At 38.7% G+C, this 18,016-nt stretch carries 20 protein-coding genes; 11 read left to right on the top strand and 9 right to left on the bottom strand.

What is annotated here, in order from left to right; genetic code table 11:
* Positions 1 to 109: 109 nt before the first annotated feature.
* The 8 genes from BN985_RS00645 (at position 110) to BN985_RS00610 (ending at position 7,589) form a co-directional block, all read left to right on the top strand.
* The gene (locus BN985_RS00645; RefSeq protein WP_042222800.1) at positions 110 to 925 is read left to right on the top strand and encodes an MBL fold metallo-hydrolase; all 816 of its coding nucleotides are present in this window, start codon (positions 110 to 112) and stop codon (positions 923 to 925) included.
* 108 nt (positions 926 to 1,033) lie between these two features.
* Positions 1,034 to 1,750 carry a DsbA family oxidoreductase gene (locus tag BN985_RS00640; protein ID WP_042220481.1) on the top strand — a complete coding sequence of 239 codons (717 nt, stop codon included), beginning with the start codon at positions 1,034 to 1,036 and terminating at the stop codon, positions 1,748 to 1,750.
* 335 nt (positions 1,751 to 2,085) lie between these two features.
* Positions 2,086 to 3,039, top strand: a complete 954-nt coding sequence (locus BN985_RS00635) for an ABC transporter permease (protein ID WP_042220479.1) — start codon at positions 2,086 to 2,088, stop codon at positions 3,037 to 3,039.
* Complete coding sequence (locus BN985_RS00630) at positions 3,029 to 3,979, top strand: iron chelate uptake ABC transporter family permease subunit (protein WP_042220478.1); 951 nt, start codon at positions 3,029 to 3,031, stop codon at positions 3,977 to 3,979. The genes BN985_RS00635 and BN985_RS00630 overlap by 11 nt, the downstream gene beginning before the upstream one ends.
* Complete coding sequence (locus BN985_RS00625; RefSeq protein ID WP_042220477.1) at positions 3,973 to 4,728, top strand: iron ABC transporter ATP-binding protein; 756 nt, start codon at positions 3,973 to 3,975, stop codon at positions 4,726 to 4,728. Before BN985_RS00630 ends, BN985_RS00625 begins: the two co-directional genes overlap by 7 nt.
* 206 nt (positions 4,729 to 4,934) lie before the next feature.
* Positions 4,935 to 5,879: a siderophore ABC transporter substrate-binding protein gene (locus BN985_RS00620; protein ID WP_042220475.1), complete on the top strand. Its 945-nt coding sequence runs from the start codon at positions 4,935 to 4,937 to the stop codon at positions 5,877 to 5,879.
* Positions 5,880 to 6,079: 200 nt separating this feature from the next.
* Positions 6,080 to 6,517: a VOC family protein gene (locus tag BN985_RS00615; RefSeq protein ID WP_042220473.1), complete on the top strand. Its 438-nt coding sequence runs from the start codon at positions 6,080 to 6,082 to the stop codon at positions 6,515 to 6,517.
* A gap of 325 nt (positions 6,518 to 6,842) precedes the next feature.
* A complete protein-coding gene (locus BN985_RS00610) occupies positions 6,843 to 7,589 on the top strand; it encodes a SurA N-terminal domain-containing protein (protein ID WP_042220472.1) in 747 nt (248 codons plus the stop codon).
* 59 nt (positions 7,590 to 7,648) lie between these two features.
* Here BN985_RS00610 and hisC read toward each other — a convergent pair whose 3' ends face one another.
* Genes hisC through hisZ form a run of 9 tightly spaced genes read right to left on the bottom strand, consistent with a single transcriptional unit; the run spans position 7,649 to position 15,215 of the window.
* Positions 7,649 to 8,725, bottom strand: a complete 1,077-nt coding sequence (hisC, locus tag BN985_RS00605; RefSeq protein ID WP_042220471.1) for a histidinol-phosphate transaminase — start codon at positions 8,723 to 8,725, stop codon at positions 7,649 to 7,651.
* Positions 8,718 to 9,359, bottom strand: a complete 642-nt coding sequence (hisIE, locus tag BN985_RS00600) for a bifunctional phosphoribosyl-AMP cyclohydrolase/phosphoribosyl-ATP diphosphatase HisIE (protein ID WP_042220470.1) — start codon at positions 9,357 to 9,359, stop codon at positions 8,718 to 8,720. Before hisIE ends, hisC begins: the two co-directional genes overlap by 8 nt.
* The gene (gene hisF / locus BN985_RS00595) at positions 9,350 to 10,123 is read right to left on the bottom strand and encodes an imidazole glycerol phosphate synthase subunit HisF (protein WP_042222799.1); all 774 of its coding nucleotides are present in this window, start codon (positions 10,121 to 10,123) and stop codon (positions 9,350 to 9,352) included. Before hisF ends, hisIE begins: the two co-directional genes overlap by 10 nt.
* Positions 10,113 to 10,835 (bottom strand): 1-(5-phosphoribosyl)-5-[(5-phosphoribosylamino)methylideneamino]imidazole-4-carboxamide isomerase, encoded by a 723-nt coding sequence (gene hisA / locus BN985_RS00590; RefSeq protein ID WP_042220468.1) that lies wholly within the window; start codon positions 10,833 to 10,835, stop codon positions 10,113 to 10,115. Before hisA ends, hisF begins: the two co-directional genes overlap by 11 nt.
* On the bottom strand, positions 10,832 to 11,437 hold the full coding sequence (gene hisH, locus BN985_RS00585; RefSeq protein ID WP_042220466.1) for an imidazole glycerol phosphate synthase subunit HisH: 606 nt from the start codon (positions 11,435 to 11,437) through the stop codon (positions 10,832 to 10,834). Before hisH ends, hisA begins: the two co-directional genes overlap by 4 nt.
* Positions 11,438 to 11,480: 43 nt before the next feature.
* Positions 11,481 to 12,065, bottom strand: coding sequence for an imidazoleglycerol-phosphate dehydratase HisB (gene hisB / locus BN985_RS00580; RefSeq protein ID WP_042222796.1), 585 nt, complete (start codon positions 12,063 to 12,065; stop codon positions 11,481 to 11,483).
* Positions 12,058 to 13,344, bottom strand: coding sequence for a histidinol dehydrogenase (hisD, locus tag BN985_RS00575; RefSeq protein WP_042220465.1), 1,287 nt, complete (start codon positions 13,342 to 13,344; stop codon positions 12,058 to 12,060). Before hisD ends, hisB begins: the two co-directional genes overlap by 8 nt.
* Positions 13,325 to 13,975, bottom strand: a complete 651-nt coding sequence (gene hisG / locus BN985_RS00570; protein WP_042220464.1) for an ATP phosphoribosyltransferase — start codon at positions 13,973 to 13,975, stop codon at positions 13,325 to 13,327. The genes hisD and hisG overlap by 20 nt, the downstream gene beginning before the upstream one ends.
* Before the next feature lies 1 nt (position 13,976).
* A complete protein-coding gene (gene hisZ / locus BN985_RS00565; protein WP_042220462.1) occupies positions 13,977 to 15,215 on the bottom strand; it encodes an ATP phosphoribosyltransferase regulatory subunit in 1,239 nt (412 codons plus the stop codon).
* Positions 15,216 to 15,331: 116 nt separating this feature from the next.
* On the opposite strand from hisZ, the gene BN985_RS00560 reads away from it, so the two are divergent.
* The 3 genes from BN985_RS00560 to murB all read left to right on the top strand — a co-directional run bounded on the left by BN985_RS00560 (position 15,332) and on the right by murB (position 18,002).
* Positions 15,332 to 16,129: a histidinol-phosphatase HisJ family protein gene (locus BN985_RS00560; protein WP_042220461.1), complete on the top strand. Its 798-nt coding sequence runs from the start codon at positions 15,332 to 15,334 to the stop codon at positions 16,127 to 16,129.
* Positions 16,130 to 16,219: 90 nt separating this feature from the next.
* Positions 16,220 to 17,032, top strand: coding sequence for an alpha/beta fold hydrolase (locus BN985_RS00555; RefSeq protein WP_042220460.1), 813 nt, complete (start codon positions 16,220 to 16,222; stop codon positions 17,030 to 17,032).
* 25 nt (positions 17,033 to 17,057) lie between these two features.
* On the top strand, positions 17,058 to 18,002 hold the full coding sequence (gene murB, locus BN985_RS00550; RefSeq protein WP_232225510.1) for a UDP-N-acetylmuramate dehydrogenase: 945 nt from the start codon (positions 17,058 to 17,060) through the stop codon (positions 18,000 to 18,002).
* The last annotated feature ends 14 nt before the right edge of the window (positions 18,003 to 18,016 follow it).

The following is an 18,016-nucleotide window of genomic DNA, read 5'->3' as shown; positions in this document are numbered from 1 at the left end:
CTTAGGAAGTGATTATTTTTTTCCTCCTTACCAATACTAAGGAAAATGGCGAAGGAGGAATATCGTGGAGAAGAATGAAAGACCAACAGAGCATGATCAATTTATCCCTATGACTTCCATTACAAGTGGTGGAGGAATTCAGGTGAAAGAAGATGTATATTATTATACAGACCAAATAGTGAATATCGGATTTATTGGGCATCCAAATAGTGATACGTGGGTGCTAGTTGATGCTGGCTTACCTAATGCGGCACCGGAAATTAAATCAGTGGTGGTAGACAGGTTTGGACGAAATAGTAAGCCTGCAGCAATTATTCTGACACATGCTCATTTTGATCATGTAGGTGGCTTGTATGATCTTATACAAGAATGGGATGTCCCTGTTTATGCCCATGAGTTAGAGCTACCTTATCTTCAAGGTGAAAAAGATTATCCAAAACCAGATACGAACGTGGAAGGTGGGATGCTCGCAAAAATGTCTTTCCTGTACCCAAACGAGGCAATTGATTTAGGAGCCTCCGTACAGCCTTTACCCACAGATCAGCAGGTGCCTTTTTTAGATGACTGGAAATGGATCCATACTCCAGGACACTCTCCTGGCCATGTATCCTTCTACCGGGAAAGTGATGGGCTACTATTTTCTGGGGATGCTGTGATTACAGTGAGGCAAGATTCTCTTCATAAGGTTCTCCTGCAACAGGCAGAGGTAAATGGTCCACCACGCTATTTCACAACAGATTGGCAAGCTGCATGGGATTCTGTCCGTAAATTGGCAGAACTTAAACCAGAAACCATAATCTCTGGCCACGGTTCTGCCATGAATGGAGAGAAGCTTTCGAAAGGATTAGAAAGGCTTGTAAATGATTTTGAAAAACTAGCCGTTCCAAAACACGGAAAATATGTGAACAAAAATAATTTACACTAAACTACAGATGGATATTATGATACTAAAATCCTTTTTCTATCATAGGCACAATACTTCATATGAAACAAGGAGCTGTGCTACAATGATGACAGAAATGAGGTGGAATAAATGCAAATTGAAATATGGTCAGACTTTGTATGCCCATTTTGTTATATAGGAAAACGCAGATTGGAAAAAGCACTAGAAGCATTTCTTCATAAAGAAGAAGTAAGTGTCATATACAAGAGCTATGAGCTTGATCCCAATGCAGAAGTAAACCCTAATAAAACGATTCATGAGCTACTTGCCGGGAAGTATAAAATGCCGGTAGAAAGAGCGAAACAAATGAATGAGGACATGGGGAAACAGGCAGCGGAATTAGGACTACAATATAACTTTGATGAAATGAAGCATACAAATACGTTTGATGCACATCGTGTTGCTAAATATGCAGCAGAACAAGGCAATGGTAAAGAAATGACTGAACGACTATTATACGCCTATTTCACTGAATCCAAGTTAATTAGCGACCATGCTACATTAGTTAACTTGGCATCAGAAATAGGGCTTAATGAAGATGAGGTAAAGACTTTATTAAAAGTAGATAATTATGCCGATCATGTCCGGGAAGATGAAGAGCAAGCACGTCAAATAGGCGTAGAAGGTGTTCCTTTCTTCGTATTTAATGAGAAGTATGCTGTTTCTGGCGCTCAACCGCCTAAGGTATTCACTGAGGTCTTAGAAACAGTTTGGCAGGAAGAACAAGAAAAGCCAAAACTGACATCTCTAAATCCTAAACAGTCTAAGACAACATACTGTACGGATGAAGGCTGTGAATCGGAGTAACAAGGGTGAAAGTCTGTGGAGGTTCTCCACAGACTTTTTTTACATGTCAAAGATGTATAAAATTTTAGCCAGGAAGCAGTGACGTTGTAGTTAAAATGTTGAAGTACCAATTATAAGATATACACATTCGCTAGTAGACGAGCGAATGGGAGTTTTTTTATTACAAGCAAGAAGGATTAACTAAAAGACTGAAATATTGAAAACCTCACATAATATATTGACGGACTTTTATAATCTGTTATAATTAAAATCGAGCTAATTGATAATGAATATCATTATTGATTTCGATAGGGGAACAAGAAATACTGCTTAAGACATAGAAAGAGAAGGTCATTATGAAAATACGTTATTACATCCTGATCCTTGGTGTGCTCTCCATAACCTCTGTGTTTATCGGAGTATCAGATGTATCACCTTTGGATTTATTTCACTTAACACCAGAGCAGGCTAACATACTATTGATCAGTCGACTACCAAGGTTAATTAGTATTCTCATTGCCGGAATGAGCATGAGTATATGTGGGTTAATCATGCAACAGCTCAGCAGGAATAAATTTGTTTCCCCTACCACAGCGGGTACGTTGGATTCTGCAAGGCTAGGCGTACTTGTGTCGATGATGGTATTTGCTTCAGCAAGCCCATTACAAAAAATGCTAGTATCCTTTGTTTTTGCGCTTTTGGGCACCTTTATATTTATGAAAATATTGGAGAAAATCAAATTTAAGGATACCATTTTCATTCCTTTAGTGGGTCTCATGTTTGGGAATATTATTAGTTCCGCGTCAACGTTTTTCGCTTATCGTCATGATCTTATTCAGAATATGTCCAGTTGGATGCAGGGTGACTTTTCAATGATTATGTCAGGGAATTATGAACTGATGTTTGTAAGTATCCCAATCCTAATTTTGGCTTTCTTATATGCGAATAAGTTTACGATAGCTGGAATGGGTGAAGACTTTTCGCGTAATCTTGGACTAAATTATCGGCAGGTTGTAAATCTCGGCTTAATAATTGTAGCGCTTGTTACAGCATCGGTGGTATTATCGGTCGGACTCATTCCGTTTCTTGGATTGATTGTCCCGAATATTGTTACCATTTATCAAGGTGACCACCTAAAAAAAAGCTTGGTACACACAGCATTGCTTGGGGCGGTATTTGTTCTAATGTGTGATATTATCGGCAGAATCATTATTTATCCATATGAAATTCCAATTAGCCTGACGGTTGGTGTGATTGGCAGTGCGATCTTTATTTACATGCTGCTAAGGAGAAGAAAATATGGGTTATAAGAAGAAAACAATCATACTTGCCGTTATCGCATTAGCTCTTGCCTGTTTGTATATTTTCTACAATCTAACTGGAAATATAGGCTATATTTTACCGAGAAGAATCATTAAAGTAGTTACTATTATTATGACGGGTGGAGCAATTGCATTTGCCACGACCCTATTTATGACAATAACCAATAATCGTATTTTAACTCCAAGTGTTTTGGGGCTTGACTCTCTTTATATGTTAATCCAAACAGTTATAATCTTCGTTCTTGGCTCAAGGTCCCTGGTGATGTTGAATGGTGAAATCAACTATCTCGTTTCAATTGGTATGATGGTTATCTTTTCTCTTATTCTTTATCAATGGTTGTTTAAGAGTGAAGGAAACAATATCTACTTCTTACTCTTGATTGGGATGATTCTCGGTACCTTCTTTGGAAGCCTGACATCCTTTATGCAGGTACTTATTGATCCTAATGAGTTTTCTTTAGTACAGGACAGAATGTTTGCTAGTGTTAATAATGTTAATACAGATCTTGTTTACCTCTCTATTGGAATCTTGGCACTGGTCGCCCTTTACTTTACCAGGTTCTACAAGTATTTGGATGTACTAGCGTTAGGTAAGGAGGATGCTATTAACCTTGGAGTACCATATAACTATGTAGTAAAACGACTGTTAATAATTGTTGCTATATTGATCTCTGTAGCTACAGCGCTTATTGGACCAATTACGTTCCTTGGATTACTTGTAGTTAATGTTGCATATGAATTCTTAAAAACGTATAGACACTTCTATATTATTATCGGATCTATGTTAATCAGTATTATTGCGTTGCTTGGTGGGCAGTTTCTTGTTGAGAAAGTGTTTGTGTTTGAAACTACGATAAGTGTCATCATTAATTTTATTGGTGGAATTTACTTCATCTATCTTTTGTTAAAGGAGAATAAATCATGGTAAATATAAAAAATGTCTTCAAATCATATAACGAGAAAAAAGTAATCGAAGATGTCTCTTTACATATCGAAAAAGGAAAGATTACATCGTTTATCGGTCCTAACGGTGCTGGAAAGAGTACGCTTATTTCCATGATCAGTCGCTTGATTGCACGAGATAATGGGGATATAACCATTGATGGAAAAGACATACTAAAAGTAAAGAACAATGAGCTGGCCAAAAAGATCTCGATTTTAAAACAGTCCAATGGAATTAATTTAAAATTAACAGTGCGAGAACTCGTTTCGTTCGGTCGTTTTCCATATTCACAGGGAAAGCTTTCAAACGAAGATTGGGTAAAGGTAGAAGAAGCGATAGATTACATGGAGTTACGTGATATGCAGCATAAGTTTCTCGATGAACTTAGTGGTGGACAAAGGCAGCGGGCTCACATTGCGATGGTAATTGCCCAGGATACTGATTACATTCTGCTGGATGAACCATTAAATAATCTGGATATGCGACATTCTGTTCAGATAATGAAAACATTGCGACGCCTTGTGGATGAATGGGGTAAAACGATCGTAATTGTAATTCACGATATCAATTTTGCTTCTTGTTATTCTGATAATATTGTAGCGTTAAAGGATGGGAAGATTGCCAAAACTGGCCGCACGTGCGATGTGATTGATGAATGTGTACTGAAAGAAATTTATGATATGGACATCGACATTAAAAATATTGATGACCGTAGAATATGTGTCTATTTTTAGGTGATTACAGCACTGTTTGAAAAAAGATAAAAAAAACCCTTATAAAGGCAAACTGCACTGGAATGCAATGCCAATATAAAGGAATCAACGTTATTTATATTTTATATGAAACAGAAAAAATGGTAAATAAATATGCCTACAAATAGTAGCCGGCAATTTTAAGAATTAGAATTGAATAAAAAACCAAATATTAAGGGGAATTTAATATGAAAAAAATTACGCTTATATTTATAATGGGACTTTTAGCTCTTGTTATGGCAGCATGTGGAGATAATGCTAGTGGAGAAGGAAATAGTGATAAGGAAGCAAGTTCTGAGAAGATAACCATTTCTCACGAGCATGGAGATACGGAAGTAGCCAAGAATCCAGAGAAGGTTGTAGTGTTTGATTATGGAATTCTCGATACACTGGATAAGCTAGACATTGACGTTGCTGGTGTAGCAAAAGGAAGTATACCTTCTTATCTTGAGAAGTATAATAGTGATGAATATGAAAATATTGGGAGCCTAAAAGAGCCTGATTTTGAAAAGATTTCGCAGATTGACCCAGACGTTATTTTAATTTCAGGGCGTCAGGCAGCAGTATATGACCAACTTGAAGAGATTGCTCCAACAATTTACTTAGGTGTAGATACTACTAACTATATGGAATCGTTTAAAGAGAACATGAACAAGGTTGGCGAACTTTTCGATAAGCAAGATGAAATAGAGAAAGAACTTGCAGCTGTTGATGAATCAATTGCAGGGATAAAAGAAAAAGCTACAGCAGCTGAGGAAAAGGCGCTAATTATATTGGCAAATGACGATAAAATCAGTGCATATGGACAAAATTCTCGTTTTGGTATTATTCATGATGTGTTCGGTGTTCCAGCAGTAGATGAAAGCATTGAAGCTTCGACGCATGGACAAAATGTATCTTTTGAGTATGTTGTGGAACAAAACCCGGATCTTTTGTATGTTGTTGACAGGGGAGCAGCGATCGGTGGAGAATCTTCTGCCAAGCAAGTGGTAGAGAATGACTTGGTTAAAGGTACAAAGGTATATGAAAACGATAATATCGTATATTTGGATCCTGATTTTTGGTACCTATCTGGTGGCGGACTCGTATCTGTATCAGAAATGGTGAAACAAATTGAATCAAGCCTAGAATAAACCTTAAATTAAAAGCTTGTAGAGAAACCATGTGTTTTTCTGCAAGCTTTTTTGTATTAAGACTTGTTGATATAACGATTGGTGGGAACTTAGATTCTATAATGGGTTTAATTATAATAAATTTGGTGGGACAGTAAGAACAACTGATATACTTATAAAAATGCTGAATATTTTTAAAATAGAAAGTGGGAGGTATAAGTATGAAAATCAAAAGAATAGACCATGTAGGTGTAATCGTAAATGATCTCTCTGCTGCTAAAGAGTTTTTCCTCGATTTTGGGCTTGAAATGTTAGGGGAAGGAGAAGTAGAAGGTAAGTGGGTAGAACGAATTATAGGGCTTAGTGACGTGAGAGAGACGGTTGTAATGTTAGGGATGCCGGATAGTCAGGCAACGTTGGAACTGGTCAAATTTCATACACCGACAGATGAAAAAGGTATTCAGCAATCTTTTGCAAACACCTTAGGGATCAGGCACATTGCATTTGCTGTTGAAGATATAGAATCCGTAGTAGCCAATTTGCAGAAGAAAGGTACGGAACTTTTCGGTGAGATACAAAACTACGAAAATGCTTATAAGTTATGCTATGTTCGTGGTCCAGAAGGAATTATTTTAGAATTGGCGGAGAAAATCGGGTAAATATTAGGTTTTAAAGGTATGAATCCCCATCGATTCATACCCTCGAACTGTGCATTGGACCAGTAGAAACGTTAAAGCGATTACTCACCGTTTATGGTCTGTTTATGCGCTTTCTAAAGGATCTAGTTGAGTGCATTAAAGAGTTGTATCAAATTGTGGCAGAAAGAAGGGAAAAACAGAAAGTATTGTTACCGAAATGTTACCTTTGGACGTAAAGCCCGTCAACACGGCATTTCATCAGTTATTCGCTTTCCCTAAGACTTGATAAGAGGTGGAAAAGTATGTTTGAATGAAGTAACAATACAATGAAATGAGGGAATTGTTGATGAAGAAGGTTATCTTGTTAGGCTTTGCACTAACTTTAGCTATAATTTTGGCTGCTTGTAATGACGATAATTCTGGAGAAGAAACCGAAGAAAACGCGCAAGAAGAAAATACCCAATCTGAAGAGAATGCTGAAGGGGAAAATGAACAGGCGCAGCAGTCAGCGGAAATTACGGAAGAAGAAAAGGTTGACCCTGACTCAGCGGTCGTTTCTGTTAATGGTACAGAAGTAATGGGAGATAGCTATAACTCAGTATATAGTATGTTAAAGACACAGATGGCTGGAATGGGACAAGATGTTTCTGATACTGAAGTAGTAAAGGAACAGACAGTTAATGTACTAATTGAGCAACAGCTGATCCGCCAAGAAGCTGAAGACATTGGACTAGAAGTGACAGAGGAAGAAGTGCAATCTGAATTTGATACTCTTAAGGATGAGAATGGCGAACAATTAACGACAGTTCTAGAGCAGTTTCAATTGTCTGAAGAGGACTTTAAAAGACAGCTTGCAGATGACCTGATTACCAATAAATATGTGGATTCAGAGTTGGATGTTGAGGTCACAGATGAAGAAGTCGAAGAATATTACAATCAGTTAAAAGAACAAAGTGGTGATCAAGAACTCGGAAAGCTTGAGGATTTAGAGCCAACCATTAAAGATCAAATTAAACAACAAAAAACATCTACTGAACTTCAAAGCAAAGTAGCTGAATTAAAAGAAGATGCTGAAGTAGAAACATTAATCTAAACTACTGCAATTGATTTCCGACATACCCGAAAGCCTTAAATATAAAGAAGCATCGTTTCCTATGAGGTAAACGATGCTTCTTTCGCTATTTGGTCTAGGAGAAGGAAAAGCTGTTCCATCTCTCCATCTGTTCCAATTGTAATTCGCACGTAATTTTCTATACGTGGCTTGTTAAAGTATCGGATTAGGATACCTCGATCCTTAAGCTTTTGGTAAAGCAGTTCTGCAGGCAATGTGGAGTGTGTGGCAAAAATAAAGTTTGTCTGAGATGGGAGTACCGTAAAGCCCCGTTTGTTCATCTCAGCTATAGTCCATTCTCTTGTTGTTATAATTTTTTCCGTTATGTCTGCATAATAATCAATCGCTTGAATCGCTGCTTCTGCTCCAGCAATAGCAAGTCGATCCAGTGTATACGAATTAAAAGAATCCTTTATACGTATTAAACCTGAGATTAAATCGGCATCGCCTAATGCATATCCAACTCGGAGACCCGCAAGCGATTTTGATTTCGACATGGTTTGGATGATCAGGACATTTTCGTAATCTTGGATAAGTGACACAGCAGAGACACTGGCAAAATCGATGTATGCTTCATCAATAATGACAACCTGATCTGGATTTTGCTCTGCAATTTCTTTAATTTCATCTAATCCAAGATAAATACTTGTCGGTGCGTTTGGATTCGGGAAAATGACCCCACCTGATGATTGGAAAAAGGCTTCTTTAGGAATAGTAAAATCTTCTTTTAAGGCTACACTCTCATGCGGAATATTAAATAAACGAGCATAAACGGAATAAAAGCTATAAGAAATATCCGGAAAGCGTATAGGCTTATCTTGGTCAAAGAATGCCATAAAGGAAAAGGCAAGTACTTCATCAGAACCGTTTCCTACGAAAACCTGCTCACTCTTTAAATTATTTAAGTCTGCTATACGCTTTTTTAACTGATCGACTGTTGGTGATGGATACAAATTTAGTTTGTTTGCTGCTTCTTTTTCAATTGCCCTCACTACATTCGGAGAAGGGGGATAGGGATTTTCATTCGTATTAAGTTTTATGATTTCTGGCTGGTTTAACTGTTCACCAGGCACGTATGGCTCACAGCGCTGGGCAGCTTTACTCCAAAACCTACTCATCTTTTTTTCCTGCCTTTTTTATATGACGCTTCATTAGTTCACTTTTAATATCTGATACAGAAACATCAAGTAGCTCCATTAACACTAATGTATGATAGGTTAAATCAGCTATTTCCCAGGTAACCTCCTGTTTATCAGCGTTTTTAGCCCCTATAATGACTTCGCTGGATTCCTCACCAATTTTCTTGAGTATCTTATCCATTCCTTCACGAAACAGATAGGTTGTATACGTGCCCTCCACTGGGTTGTTTCTTCGTTCCTTAATGTTACGGGTCAACATAGGAATAATTTCACTTTCTACCTCTTCATTTTCCTGTAGAGTATTATGGAAACAGGACTCTGATCCGGTATGACAAGCAGGACCCAGGGGATTCACCTGAAGCAACAAGGCATCAGCATCACAGTCAAAGTTTATTTTAACAACCTTTTGCTTGTTCCCAGAAGTTTCGCCTTTGTTCCAAAGAGATTGCCGTTTTCTGCTGTAAAACCATGTTTCGCCAGTTTGGATTGTTTTCATGACAGCCGCTTCATTCATATAGGCTAACGTAAGTACTTTTGCACTTTCAGCATCTTGGACAATGGCTGGGATTAAGCCATTCTCATCAAATGACAGTTTTTCTATCTTTACTTCCATGACTGTTCCCTCCTTACATTGATTGCTTTCTCATCTAAATATTGTTTTAAATCTGGAATGGGAATCTCATTGTAGTGGAACACGGAGGCTGCGAGAGCCGCGTCTGCATATCCTTCCTGTAGAACATCAGCGAAGTGTTCTAATGTTCCAGCACCACCACTCGCGACTATTGGAATATTAACCGCATCTGCAAGCTGTTTAATTAAGTCTAGTCGATAGCCGTTTTTCTCTCCATCCGTATCGATTGCGTTAATGACGATTTCACCAGCACCTAAAGCTTCACCGCGCTTGGCCCATTCGATAGCATCTAACCCTGTATTGTTGCGACCACCTTTGGTGTACACCATCCATTTGTTATCTGATGTCTGCTTTGCATCAATGGATAAGACAATACATTGAGATCCGAACTTCCAGGCAGCTTGTTGGATAAGCTGTGGGTTCACTACAGCTGAACTATTAAGCGAAACCTTATCTGCTCCTGATCGAAGGATTTTGTGAATATCTTCCATTGTTCTTAATCCACCTCCGACAGTAAAAGGGATGGCAATCTCTGCCGCTACTTTTTCAACAATGTCTGCAAGGATATCCCTTTCTTCATTGGAGGCTGTAATATCGTAAAATACGAGTTCATCTGCTCCGGCTTGATTATACCGTTGTGCAAGCTCTACTGGATCTGCTACATCTTGAATGTTTTGAAACTTTTTACCCTTTACTACTCTACCTTTATCTACATCCAAACACGGGACAATACGTTTAGCGAGCATTTGATTCATCCTTTACGACCTCTTCAAAAGACAGTGTGCCGTCATACAAGGCCTTGCCAATGATTGCACCATATAGCTTTAGGCTTCTAAGCTGTTGGATGTCTTCTTTTGTTGTCACACCACCAGATGCAATAACATTTATATTGGTCGCTTCGTTCATGGCTTCAAGCTCTACCAAATTAGGTCCTTGAAGCATTCCATCTTTTAAAATGTCTGTATAAATTATCGTTTGTACACCAAGTTTTTCAAGCTCTTTTACAAGATCAATTGCTCGAGTAGTGCTTGTCTCAGTCCAACCGTCCGTCGCAACGAATCCATTGCGAGCATCAAGTGAAACGGCTATCCGATCCTTATATAGCTTTACAGCTTCCTGGAGGAAAGGAAGGTCTGCGATTGCCGCTGTCCCAATAATTACTCTTTCCACACCTGCGTTTACATACCTTTTTACTGTTTCTAATGAGCGAATCCCGCCTCCAACCTGTATAGGAATCCGGCTAGCATTCGCTATTTCTTCGATAAGTAATTGATTCGACGATATGCCTGATTTGGCTCCATCTAAATCCACGATATGAATAAAGTCGGCACCTTGCTCTTCCCATTGGCGGGCAATATTTATGGGAGATTCACTGTATATTTTTTGTTGGTTATAATCACCTTGAGTAAGGCGCACACATTTTCCATCCTTAATATCTATAGCTGGAAATAAAATCATTTGATCATCTCCCCGAAATTTTTTAATAGCTGTAAACCTACTTCTCCGCTTTTTTCAGGATGAAATTGCATCCCTATTATATTATTTTCCTGCACGACAGCTGGAAGTGCTTCCCCATAAGTTGTGCTTGCTACTAAAGATGCATCCTCATAATCTGTGACAGCATAAGAATGCACAAAATAGACATAAGCTCCATCGTTAATATTTGTCAAAACACTGGGAGACCCATGATGATCTAGTGTGTTCCAACCGATGTGAGGGACCTTTACGTTACCTGCAATTCGAGATACAGCACCTTTAAGCAGGCCAAGCCCCTCCCACCTGCCGTCTTCAAAGCTAGTTTGATAGAATAATTGCATGCCAAGACAAATGCCGAGCAAGGGTTTTCCGTTTGCTGCCTCTTCTTGTAGTACTTCTACCAGTCCCAATCCTCTAATTGCTTCCATCGCATCTTTAAAAGCACCCACACCAGGCAGGATAACCGCCTTACTTTGTTGTACTACAATAGGATCTGTCGTAACGACGGAAGGGAGACCTATTTTATCTAATGCAAATTGCAGACTCTTTATATTGCCTGCACCATAATCAATAATTGCGATCATTCTGTTTCGCTCCTTCTGTACATAACGTTGAGCATGTTATCTATTAAAGGCTTCCTTTGGTTGAGGGAATACCTTTTATCCGGCCATTTTGCTGACTTGCTAAATCTAGGGCACGACCCACACCTTTAAAAATGGATTCAATCATATGGTGGGTGTTTTGACCATATAACAGGTTAATATGAAGGGTCACTTTTGCGTTGCTTGCAAAAGCTTGAAAGAACTCTTCTACCAACTCCGTATCAAAGTTTCCAACCTTATCTTTTAACCCATCTACGTTAAATACAAGATAGGACCTACCGCTTATATCAAGCGATATGGTAGATAATGCTTCATCCATTGGGGTAGTAACAGTAGCATAACGTGTTATTCCTTCTTTGCTTCCTAGTGCTTCACGAAAGGCCTCCCCTAGTGCAATGCCAATATCTTCTACGGTATGGTGTTGATCAACTTCCAAATCACCATGACACGTAATCTCTAAATCAAACAGCCCATGCTTGCTTAGTAGAATAAGCATATGGTCAAAAAAGCCAACCCCAGTTTGGATAGTAGATTTGCCTTCACCGTCAATGGCAAGTTTTAGTGAAATATCTGTTTCGGACGTTTTGCGAGTAACAAGATGATTACGCATTATTTTCATCCCTTCGTAAATAAATTGCATTTGCATGGGCTGTTAACCCTTCTGTTTCTGCTAAGCATATAATCGGATCAGCTGCTTTTAATAACGCTTCTTGTGAATAGTTGATAATACTTGATCTTTTCAGAAAATCATAAACACCTAGCGGAGAGGAAAAGGTTGCTGTTCCACTCGTTGGCAAGGTATGATTCGGTCCGGCGACATAATCACCAAGTGGCTCTGGAGAATAATTCCCTAAGAAAATGGCCCCAGCATTTTTAACAAAAGGCAATTTATCTGTAGCATTCTCTAGCATGAGCTCTAAATGCTCTGGTGCTATATGATTAATAAGCTCGAATGTTTCCTTTTCATCTTTTGTAATAATAGAGTGGCCATAATTCTCTAATGCTGCTTTAATAATATCTTTTCTCTCAAGTCCTTCGACTTGTTTATAAAGCTCTGCTTTTACTTTTTCTGCTAATTCAGTGTCAGTTGTAATTAAGAAGGTGCGAGCACGCTCATCATGCTCTGCCTGTGAAAGTAAGTCCGCAGCAATATATGCTGGTGGCGCCGAAGCGTCTGCTGCTATACAGATTTCGCTTGGTCCTGCGATCATGTCTATAGCTACATCACCGAACACCCACTTTTTGGCCCGCGCGACATAAGCGTTGCCAGGTCCGACGATTTTATCTACTTTATTAATCGTTTCTGTGCCATAAGCTAAGGCAGCTATGGCCTGCGCCCCACCGACTTTATATACTGTATCGACACCCAACATCTTTGCTGCAACGAGTACATGCGGGTTCACTTTCCCATTTTTTTGTGGTGGGGTAACAATCGCTATTTCCTCAACTTGGGCCAATTTCGCTGGTATCACATTCATTAGCACTGAGGATGGATAGGCAGCTTTTCCACCGGGGATATAAATCCCTGCACGTTGCATAGGTGTGACCATCTGACCGAGTGTAATACCCGGCGATTTATTATAGAACCACGACTTTTCTAGCTGCATGTGATGAAACTCCTCGATGTTTCTCTTCGCTTGCTTCAGGGATTGTAAAAATGCCTCATCAACTAGATTTGTTGCCTCTGTAAATTCTCCTTCAGATACGAGTAGCTCTGTTAGCTTTACGCCATCAAAGGTTTTTGTGTAATTGTATAATGCTTGATCTCCTTCTTGTCTTACCTTTTGAATGATCTCTATTACTGTTTCATCAAGACTTTGGTTGTCTGGCTGCTCTTCCATCATGTTCAATTCTTCTTTTAAGTAAGCATCAGCCGTTAGAATTTTCATATTCTGCTTCCAGCCCTTCTTTAAGTCTATTGATGAACCGCTGTATGTCCTTTGATTTGGTTGCAAAGCTTGCTTTGTTTACAATAAGTCGCGTACTTATTTTTTCTACATCTTCAAATATTGCTAAGCCATTTTCCTTTAAGGTATTACCTGTTTCCACGATATCGACGATTACATCAGATAAGCCGATTAGCGGAGCGAGCTCAACGGAACCATTTAGCTTTACTGTCTCGACATCCATCCCTTTTTTTCGAAAATGCTGTTCCGTTATGTTGGGATACTTTGAAGCCACTGTGAGACGTTGCTTGGCAGGGGAGAAATCTCCTTCCTTTCCAGCGACAACAAATTTACATTGGCCAATTTTTAAGTCAAGTAGTTCATAAACGTCCGTCTGTGATTCTAGAATGTTGTCCTTCCCAGCAATCCCGATGTCTGCTGCTCCTTTTTCTACATAGGTTGGTACATCGACTGCCTTAACAAAAATTAACTTAATCGACGCATCTTCACTATAGAATACAAGTTTGCGAGTATCTTCATGAAAGTCTTGAAAGTCTATGCCTACTTTTTTGAGTAAATCTATGGTGCTTTCAGCTGTTCTGCCCTTTGCCAATGCTAAGGTAATGTTTCCCATCTTATTCACCTCCGTTTTGCTTAAGAAAATTGAGAAGTGCTTGGTAACTATGAAATGTTTGGGTATCTTCACCAGTTGTTATGTTAAATACACCATTAGTGAAAGTAATTTTAGTATCAGTAGGATTTATAGAGAACTCCATTGATTCTGGATAAATGCGGACAGGAAATGTCTCTTCACGTAAGAGCTTAGCTATTTGGAATGCTTCTTTTTGCTTGTTTTTCTCGTATGTTATAACGAGTTGTGACATAGGTGATACGCCATTTAACAGGCCTTTTTGCTGAATCGCCTGTTGCAATAAATCCACCTCAAAAGCAAACCCAATAGCAGGAAGATCTACCCCATAATGATCACCAAGTTGATTATAGCGGCCTCCCATTAAAAGGGGGTGCCCGACTTGCTCTACAAATCCTTGGAAAATGACATCCGAGTAATAATTCATATTATTAATTAGGCCTAGATTTAACACGATATGCTCTCCAACCTCGTAATCTTCTAAAATTTCCACGATGGAAGTCAGGTTATTCAGGTTCTTTCGCATGTTTTCATTTAAAAGGGAAGTGGGTATCTGTTGCATAACCTCTCTTGGAGATCCATAGAGCATGGGAATAGCTTGAATGGCATCTCGTAAATCCTCTGATAATGTTAATTCTTTAAGAAAAGGAACCATTTCTACAATGTTTTTAGATTGAATCAAGCTTTGAAGCTGCTCCATTTCCGAATCAGACAATCCTGCAGGTTCTATTATGGATTTAAAAAATCCCGCATGGCCTATCTCTATTTTAAAATTAGCGAATCCTAGTTCCTTTAAGTTATGAATGGCAAGCATGATTACTTCAGCATCTATTTCAGGTCTGTTACTTCCTAAGCATTCAATACCAGCCTGCGTGCGTTCCGTACTTCCGTTACTGGATGTATTATGAAAAACATCCTGAATGTAGAAATAACGAAGCTCCTCTAACATTTCGCTCTCTACAACCATTCTTGTTATAGGGATCGTGACATCAGGACGCATGACGAGAACCTTTCCGGATGAATCGATAACTTTTACCATATCGTCTTTGTTTACGGTACCACTTAGGTTTGTATACAGATCATAGGATTCAAAGGTAGATGTTCTAATTTGTTTGTATCCATACGTAGAAAAGCGTGTTTTTAATTGCGTAATCAAGGACTCTCTACGGTTGAATGCTATTTCGCTAGATTCCTTTTTTGCTGAACCAATTTGGTAGGATGGCATAACAATGCTCCTTTTTAAAATTTTTATCCTTTATCACTTTATTGCTTTATCTAAGTAAAGTTATATAGTATTGTAATTAGTATAGTTTGAAAAGTCAACCAAAAGGAGAAGATTTTATGTTTGATTATCATATGCATAGCAATTTTTCGGCAGATTGCTCTACACCAATGGAGAAGACAATTGAAACAGCGATTGAAAGAGGGCTTACTGAAATTTGTTTTACGGAGCATGTGGACTTTGATTATCCCGACCCTTCGATTTCCTTTGATCTTGATCTTGAGAGGTATGAGAGAAAAATAATGGAAATGAAACAGCAATATGGGGGAGCTATAAGCATTAAGAAAGGTGTAGAGATTGGTGTTGAGCCACATCTCCTTGCCAGGTATAAGAAGCTTATAGACACAAACAGATTTGACTTTATTATTTGTTCTATGCACACATCAGAGCGTAAGGATCTTCACTCAGGTAGTTTTTTTGCAGGAAAAACAGTAGAAGAGGCATACCAAATTTACTATGAAGAATTACTTTATTGTGTAACACATTTTAAAGACTACAATGTGTTAGGACACGTAGACTTAGTTAAGAGATATACTAAGCAAAAGAGCAAACTGGATTTCCATGATCTATTACAACAGATTTTTAAGCAGGTCATTGCTGATGGAAGAGGAATTGAATTGAATACCTCGGGATTTCGCTATGGACTAAATAGTGGTATGCCAAGTACCGATATTTTAAAACTTTATAAAGATTGTGGTGGAGAAATCCTTACACTTGGCTCAGATTCTCATGTGGAGAGAACCGTAGGCTATGGTTTTAAAGAAGCTTTAGAACTACTTCAGTCAATTGGCTTTTCCTATATCACTACATTTTCCGAACGAAAGCCGTCCTTTCATCCAATAACACAGCTAATATAATTAGCAGACAAAAATTTAACCTATTACGGGACAGGAGCAGGGCGAAAGATGTTATACTAAGATCACATCTTTGAAAATGAGGGATCCTTTTTGAACCGAAAAAACATCACAAGATTAACAGTAGGCTTTATAGTCTTGTTGGGAATGATCTCATTAGGTTATCAATCTGAACGAAAGCCTGATATAAGTACGATAAAGCCAACTGTGTTCCTGCATGGCTATAAGGGTACATATCACTCGTTTGGTTTTATGCTGGATCGCTTTGAAAGTAAGTATAATTGGGGAAACAAAGCGTTAATTTACTATGTCTCTTCTAATGGGGAAATTAGTGCGCGCAATTTAAGTAAGGGGCGTTCAGAGCCTCCCCTTGTCCAGGTTATATTTGAAGATAATCGGGCAGGCTTTAATCAAAGTGCAGCCTGGTTTGCTTCTGTTTTAAAGCATATGAAGCAACACTTCTATGTGGATAATGTTAATTTAGTCGGGCATTCCATGGGTGGGATAGTATCACTGGAATTCCTGAAACAATATAATGATAAGGAAATATATCCAAATGTTGATAAATTTATAGCAATCGGTAGTCCGTTTGATGGCATTTACAGTGAGGACTATTTTCAAGTGAATTATGGTGCGGCCGCAACAGATCTAATACCGGGTTCGGCTGCTCTGGAAATGTTGCATAAACGGCCATTTCCTAAAGATACCCGTGTCTTAAGCATTGGTAGTACGGGAGATATGGTGGCGGTTCCGGAAAGTCTTGAATCGTTGCGTCAGATCATACCAAAGGAACAACTTGACGAAATTATGATTGAGGATAAGGATCTTGGGCATAGTGCATTGCATGAAAACCAACAGGTTGATCAACTTATCCATTCTTTTTTATGGAAAGATCGCATTCAATAAATTAAAATGTAATAGGTGCTACGGCATGCGGAATAACTTCAAAGGAATGATACAGATGAATCATCATCCCATATATGAAAAGCTAATAGGAATAACAAGCAAGCAAAATGTAATGGTAGATGAAATGTTAAGTAACCATACGTACACGCGACTCGGTGGAAAAGCAGATATTCTTGTTACACCAGAGACATATGAAGAAGTACAGGCTATCGTAAAGCTGGCTAACAGTGAAAGGGTAGCTTTTACCTTGCTAGGAAATGGCTCCAACCTAATTGTAAAAGATGGCGGGATCCGTGGGATTGTCATGAATTTAAAAAAGCTTTCCACAATCCAAACAAATTCAAATACCATTGTTGCAGGTAGTGGTGCCAGAATTATTGATGTGTCCAGAGAAGCACTGGAGCGTCGGCTTGGTGGTCTAGAATTCGCCTGTGGTATACCAGGGTCTGTTGGCGGAGCATTATTTATGAACGCTGGAGCATACGGCGGAGAAATAAAAGATGTTCTTGTCAGTACAAAGGTAGTAGACCCAGAAGGTAATCTCCTAACACTTTCAGTAGAGGAATTGGATATGGATTACCGTACAAGTAACATCCCAGAAAAAAGATACATTGTTCTAGAAGCAACCTTTGCACTTCAACCTGCTGAGTATGAAAAAATTAAAGAAGTCATGGATGATTTGACATTTAAACGAGAATCCAAGCAACCTTTGGAATATCCTTCTTGTGGAAGTGTGTTCAAACGTCCACCTGGCTATTTTGCAGGAAAGCTGATTCAAGATAGCGAGCTACAAGGAAAACAAATTGGAGGGGCTCAGGTATCCCTTAAACATGCTGGTTTTATTGTAAATAAAGACGGGGCAACTGCAAGTGAATATATCGCCTTAATCCATCATGTGCAGGAAACAGTCGACGAAAAATTTGGCGTGAAGCTAGAACGTGAAGTTAAAATTATTGGGGAAGATGTCTAGTTTACAAGGTAACT

Source organism: Oceanobacillus manasiensis (assembly GCF_000724085.1).
Lineage (GTDB): Bacteria > Bacillota > Bacilli > Bacillales > Amphibacillaceae > Oceanobacillus_B > Oceanobacillus_B manasiensis.
The sequence above is the reverse complement of the archived record's forward strand: the minus strand, read 5'-3'. Positions and strand labels throughout refer to the sequence as shown.

What these genes read in the sequence shown, in the direction of transcription:
- BN985_RS00645 (WP_042222800.1), top strand. Translation starts at nt 110, where the DNA reads ATGACTTCCATTACAAGTGGTGGAGGAATTCAGGTGAAAGAAGATGTA.
- hisH (WP_042220466.1), bottom strand. Translation starts at nt 11,437, where the DNA reads ATGATCGCAATTATTGATTATGGTGCAGGCAATATAAAGAGTCTGCAA.
- murB (WP_232225510.1), top strand. Translation starts at nt 17,058, where the DNA reads ATGCGGAATAACTTCAAAGGAATGATACAGATGAATCATCATCCCATA.
- BN985_RS00625 (WP_042220477.1), top strand. Translation starts at nt 3,973, where the DNA reads ATGGTAAATATAAAAAATGTCTTCAAATCATATAACGAGAAAAAAGTA.
- hisA (WP_042220468.1), bottom strand. Translation starts at nt 10,835, where the DNA reads ATGATTTTATTTCCAGCTATAGATATTAAGGATGGAAAATGTGTGCGC.
- hisG (WP_042220464.1), bottom strand. Translation starts at nt 13,975, where the DNA reads ATGGGAAACATTACCTTAGCATTGGCAAAGGGCAGAACAGCTGAAAGC.
- BN985_RS00610 (WP_042220472.1), top strand. Translation starts at nt 6,843, where the DNA reads ATGAAGAAGGTTATCTTGTTAGGCTTTGCACTAACTTTAGCTATAATT.
- hisC (WP_042220471.1), bottom strand. Translation starts at nt 8,725, where the DNA reads ATGAGTAGGTTTTGGAGTAAAGCTGCCCAGCGCTGTGAGCCATACGTG.
- BN985_RS00640 (WP_042220481.1), top strand. Translation starts at nt 1,034, where the DNA reads ATGCAAATTGAAATATGGTCAGACTTTGTATGCCCATTTTGTTATATA.
- hisIE (WP_042220470.1), bottom strand. Translation starts at nt 9,359, where the DNA reads ATGGAAGTAAAGATAGAAAAACTGTCATTTGATGAGAATGGCTTAATC.
- BN985_RS00630 (WP_042220478.1), top strand. Translation starts at nt 3,029, where the DNA reads ATGGGTTATAAGAAGAAAACAATCATACTTGCCGTTATCGCATTAGCT.
- BN985_RS00615 (WP_042220473.1), top strand. Translation starts at nt 6,080, where the DNA reads ATGAAAATCAAAAGAATAGACCATGTAGGTGTAATCGTAAATGATCTC.
- BN985_RS00620 (WP_042220475.1), top strand. Translation starts at nt 4,935, where the DNA reads ATGAAAAAAATTACGCTTATATTTATAATGGGACTTTTAGCTCTTGTT.
- hisB (WP_042222796.1), bottom strand. Translation starts at nt 12,065, where the DNA reads ATGCGTAATCATCTTGTTACTCGCAAAACGTCCGAAACAGATATTTCA.
- hisD (WP_042220465.1), bottom strand. Translation starts at nt 13,344, where the DNA reads ATGAAAATTCTAACGGCTGATGCTTACTTAAAAGAAGAATTGAACATG.
- BN985_RS00560 (WP_042220461.1), top strand. Translation starts at nt 15,332, where the DNA reads ATGTTTGATTATCATATGCATAGCAATTTTTCGGCAGATTGCTCTACA.
- hisF (WP_042222799.1), bottom strand. Translation starts at nt 10,123, where the DNA reads ATGCTCGCTAAACGTATTGTCCCGTGTTTGGATGTAGATAAAGGTAGA.
- BN985_RS00635 (WP_042220479.1), top strand. Translation starts at nt 2,086, where the DNA reads ATGAAAATACGTTATTACATCCTGATCCTTGGTGTGCTCTCCATAACC.
- hisZ (WP_042220462.1), bottom strand. Translation starts at nt 15,215, where the DNA reads ATGCCATCCTACCAAATTGGTTCAGCAAAAAAGGAATCTAGCGAAATA.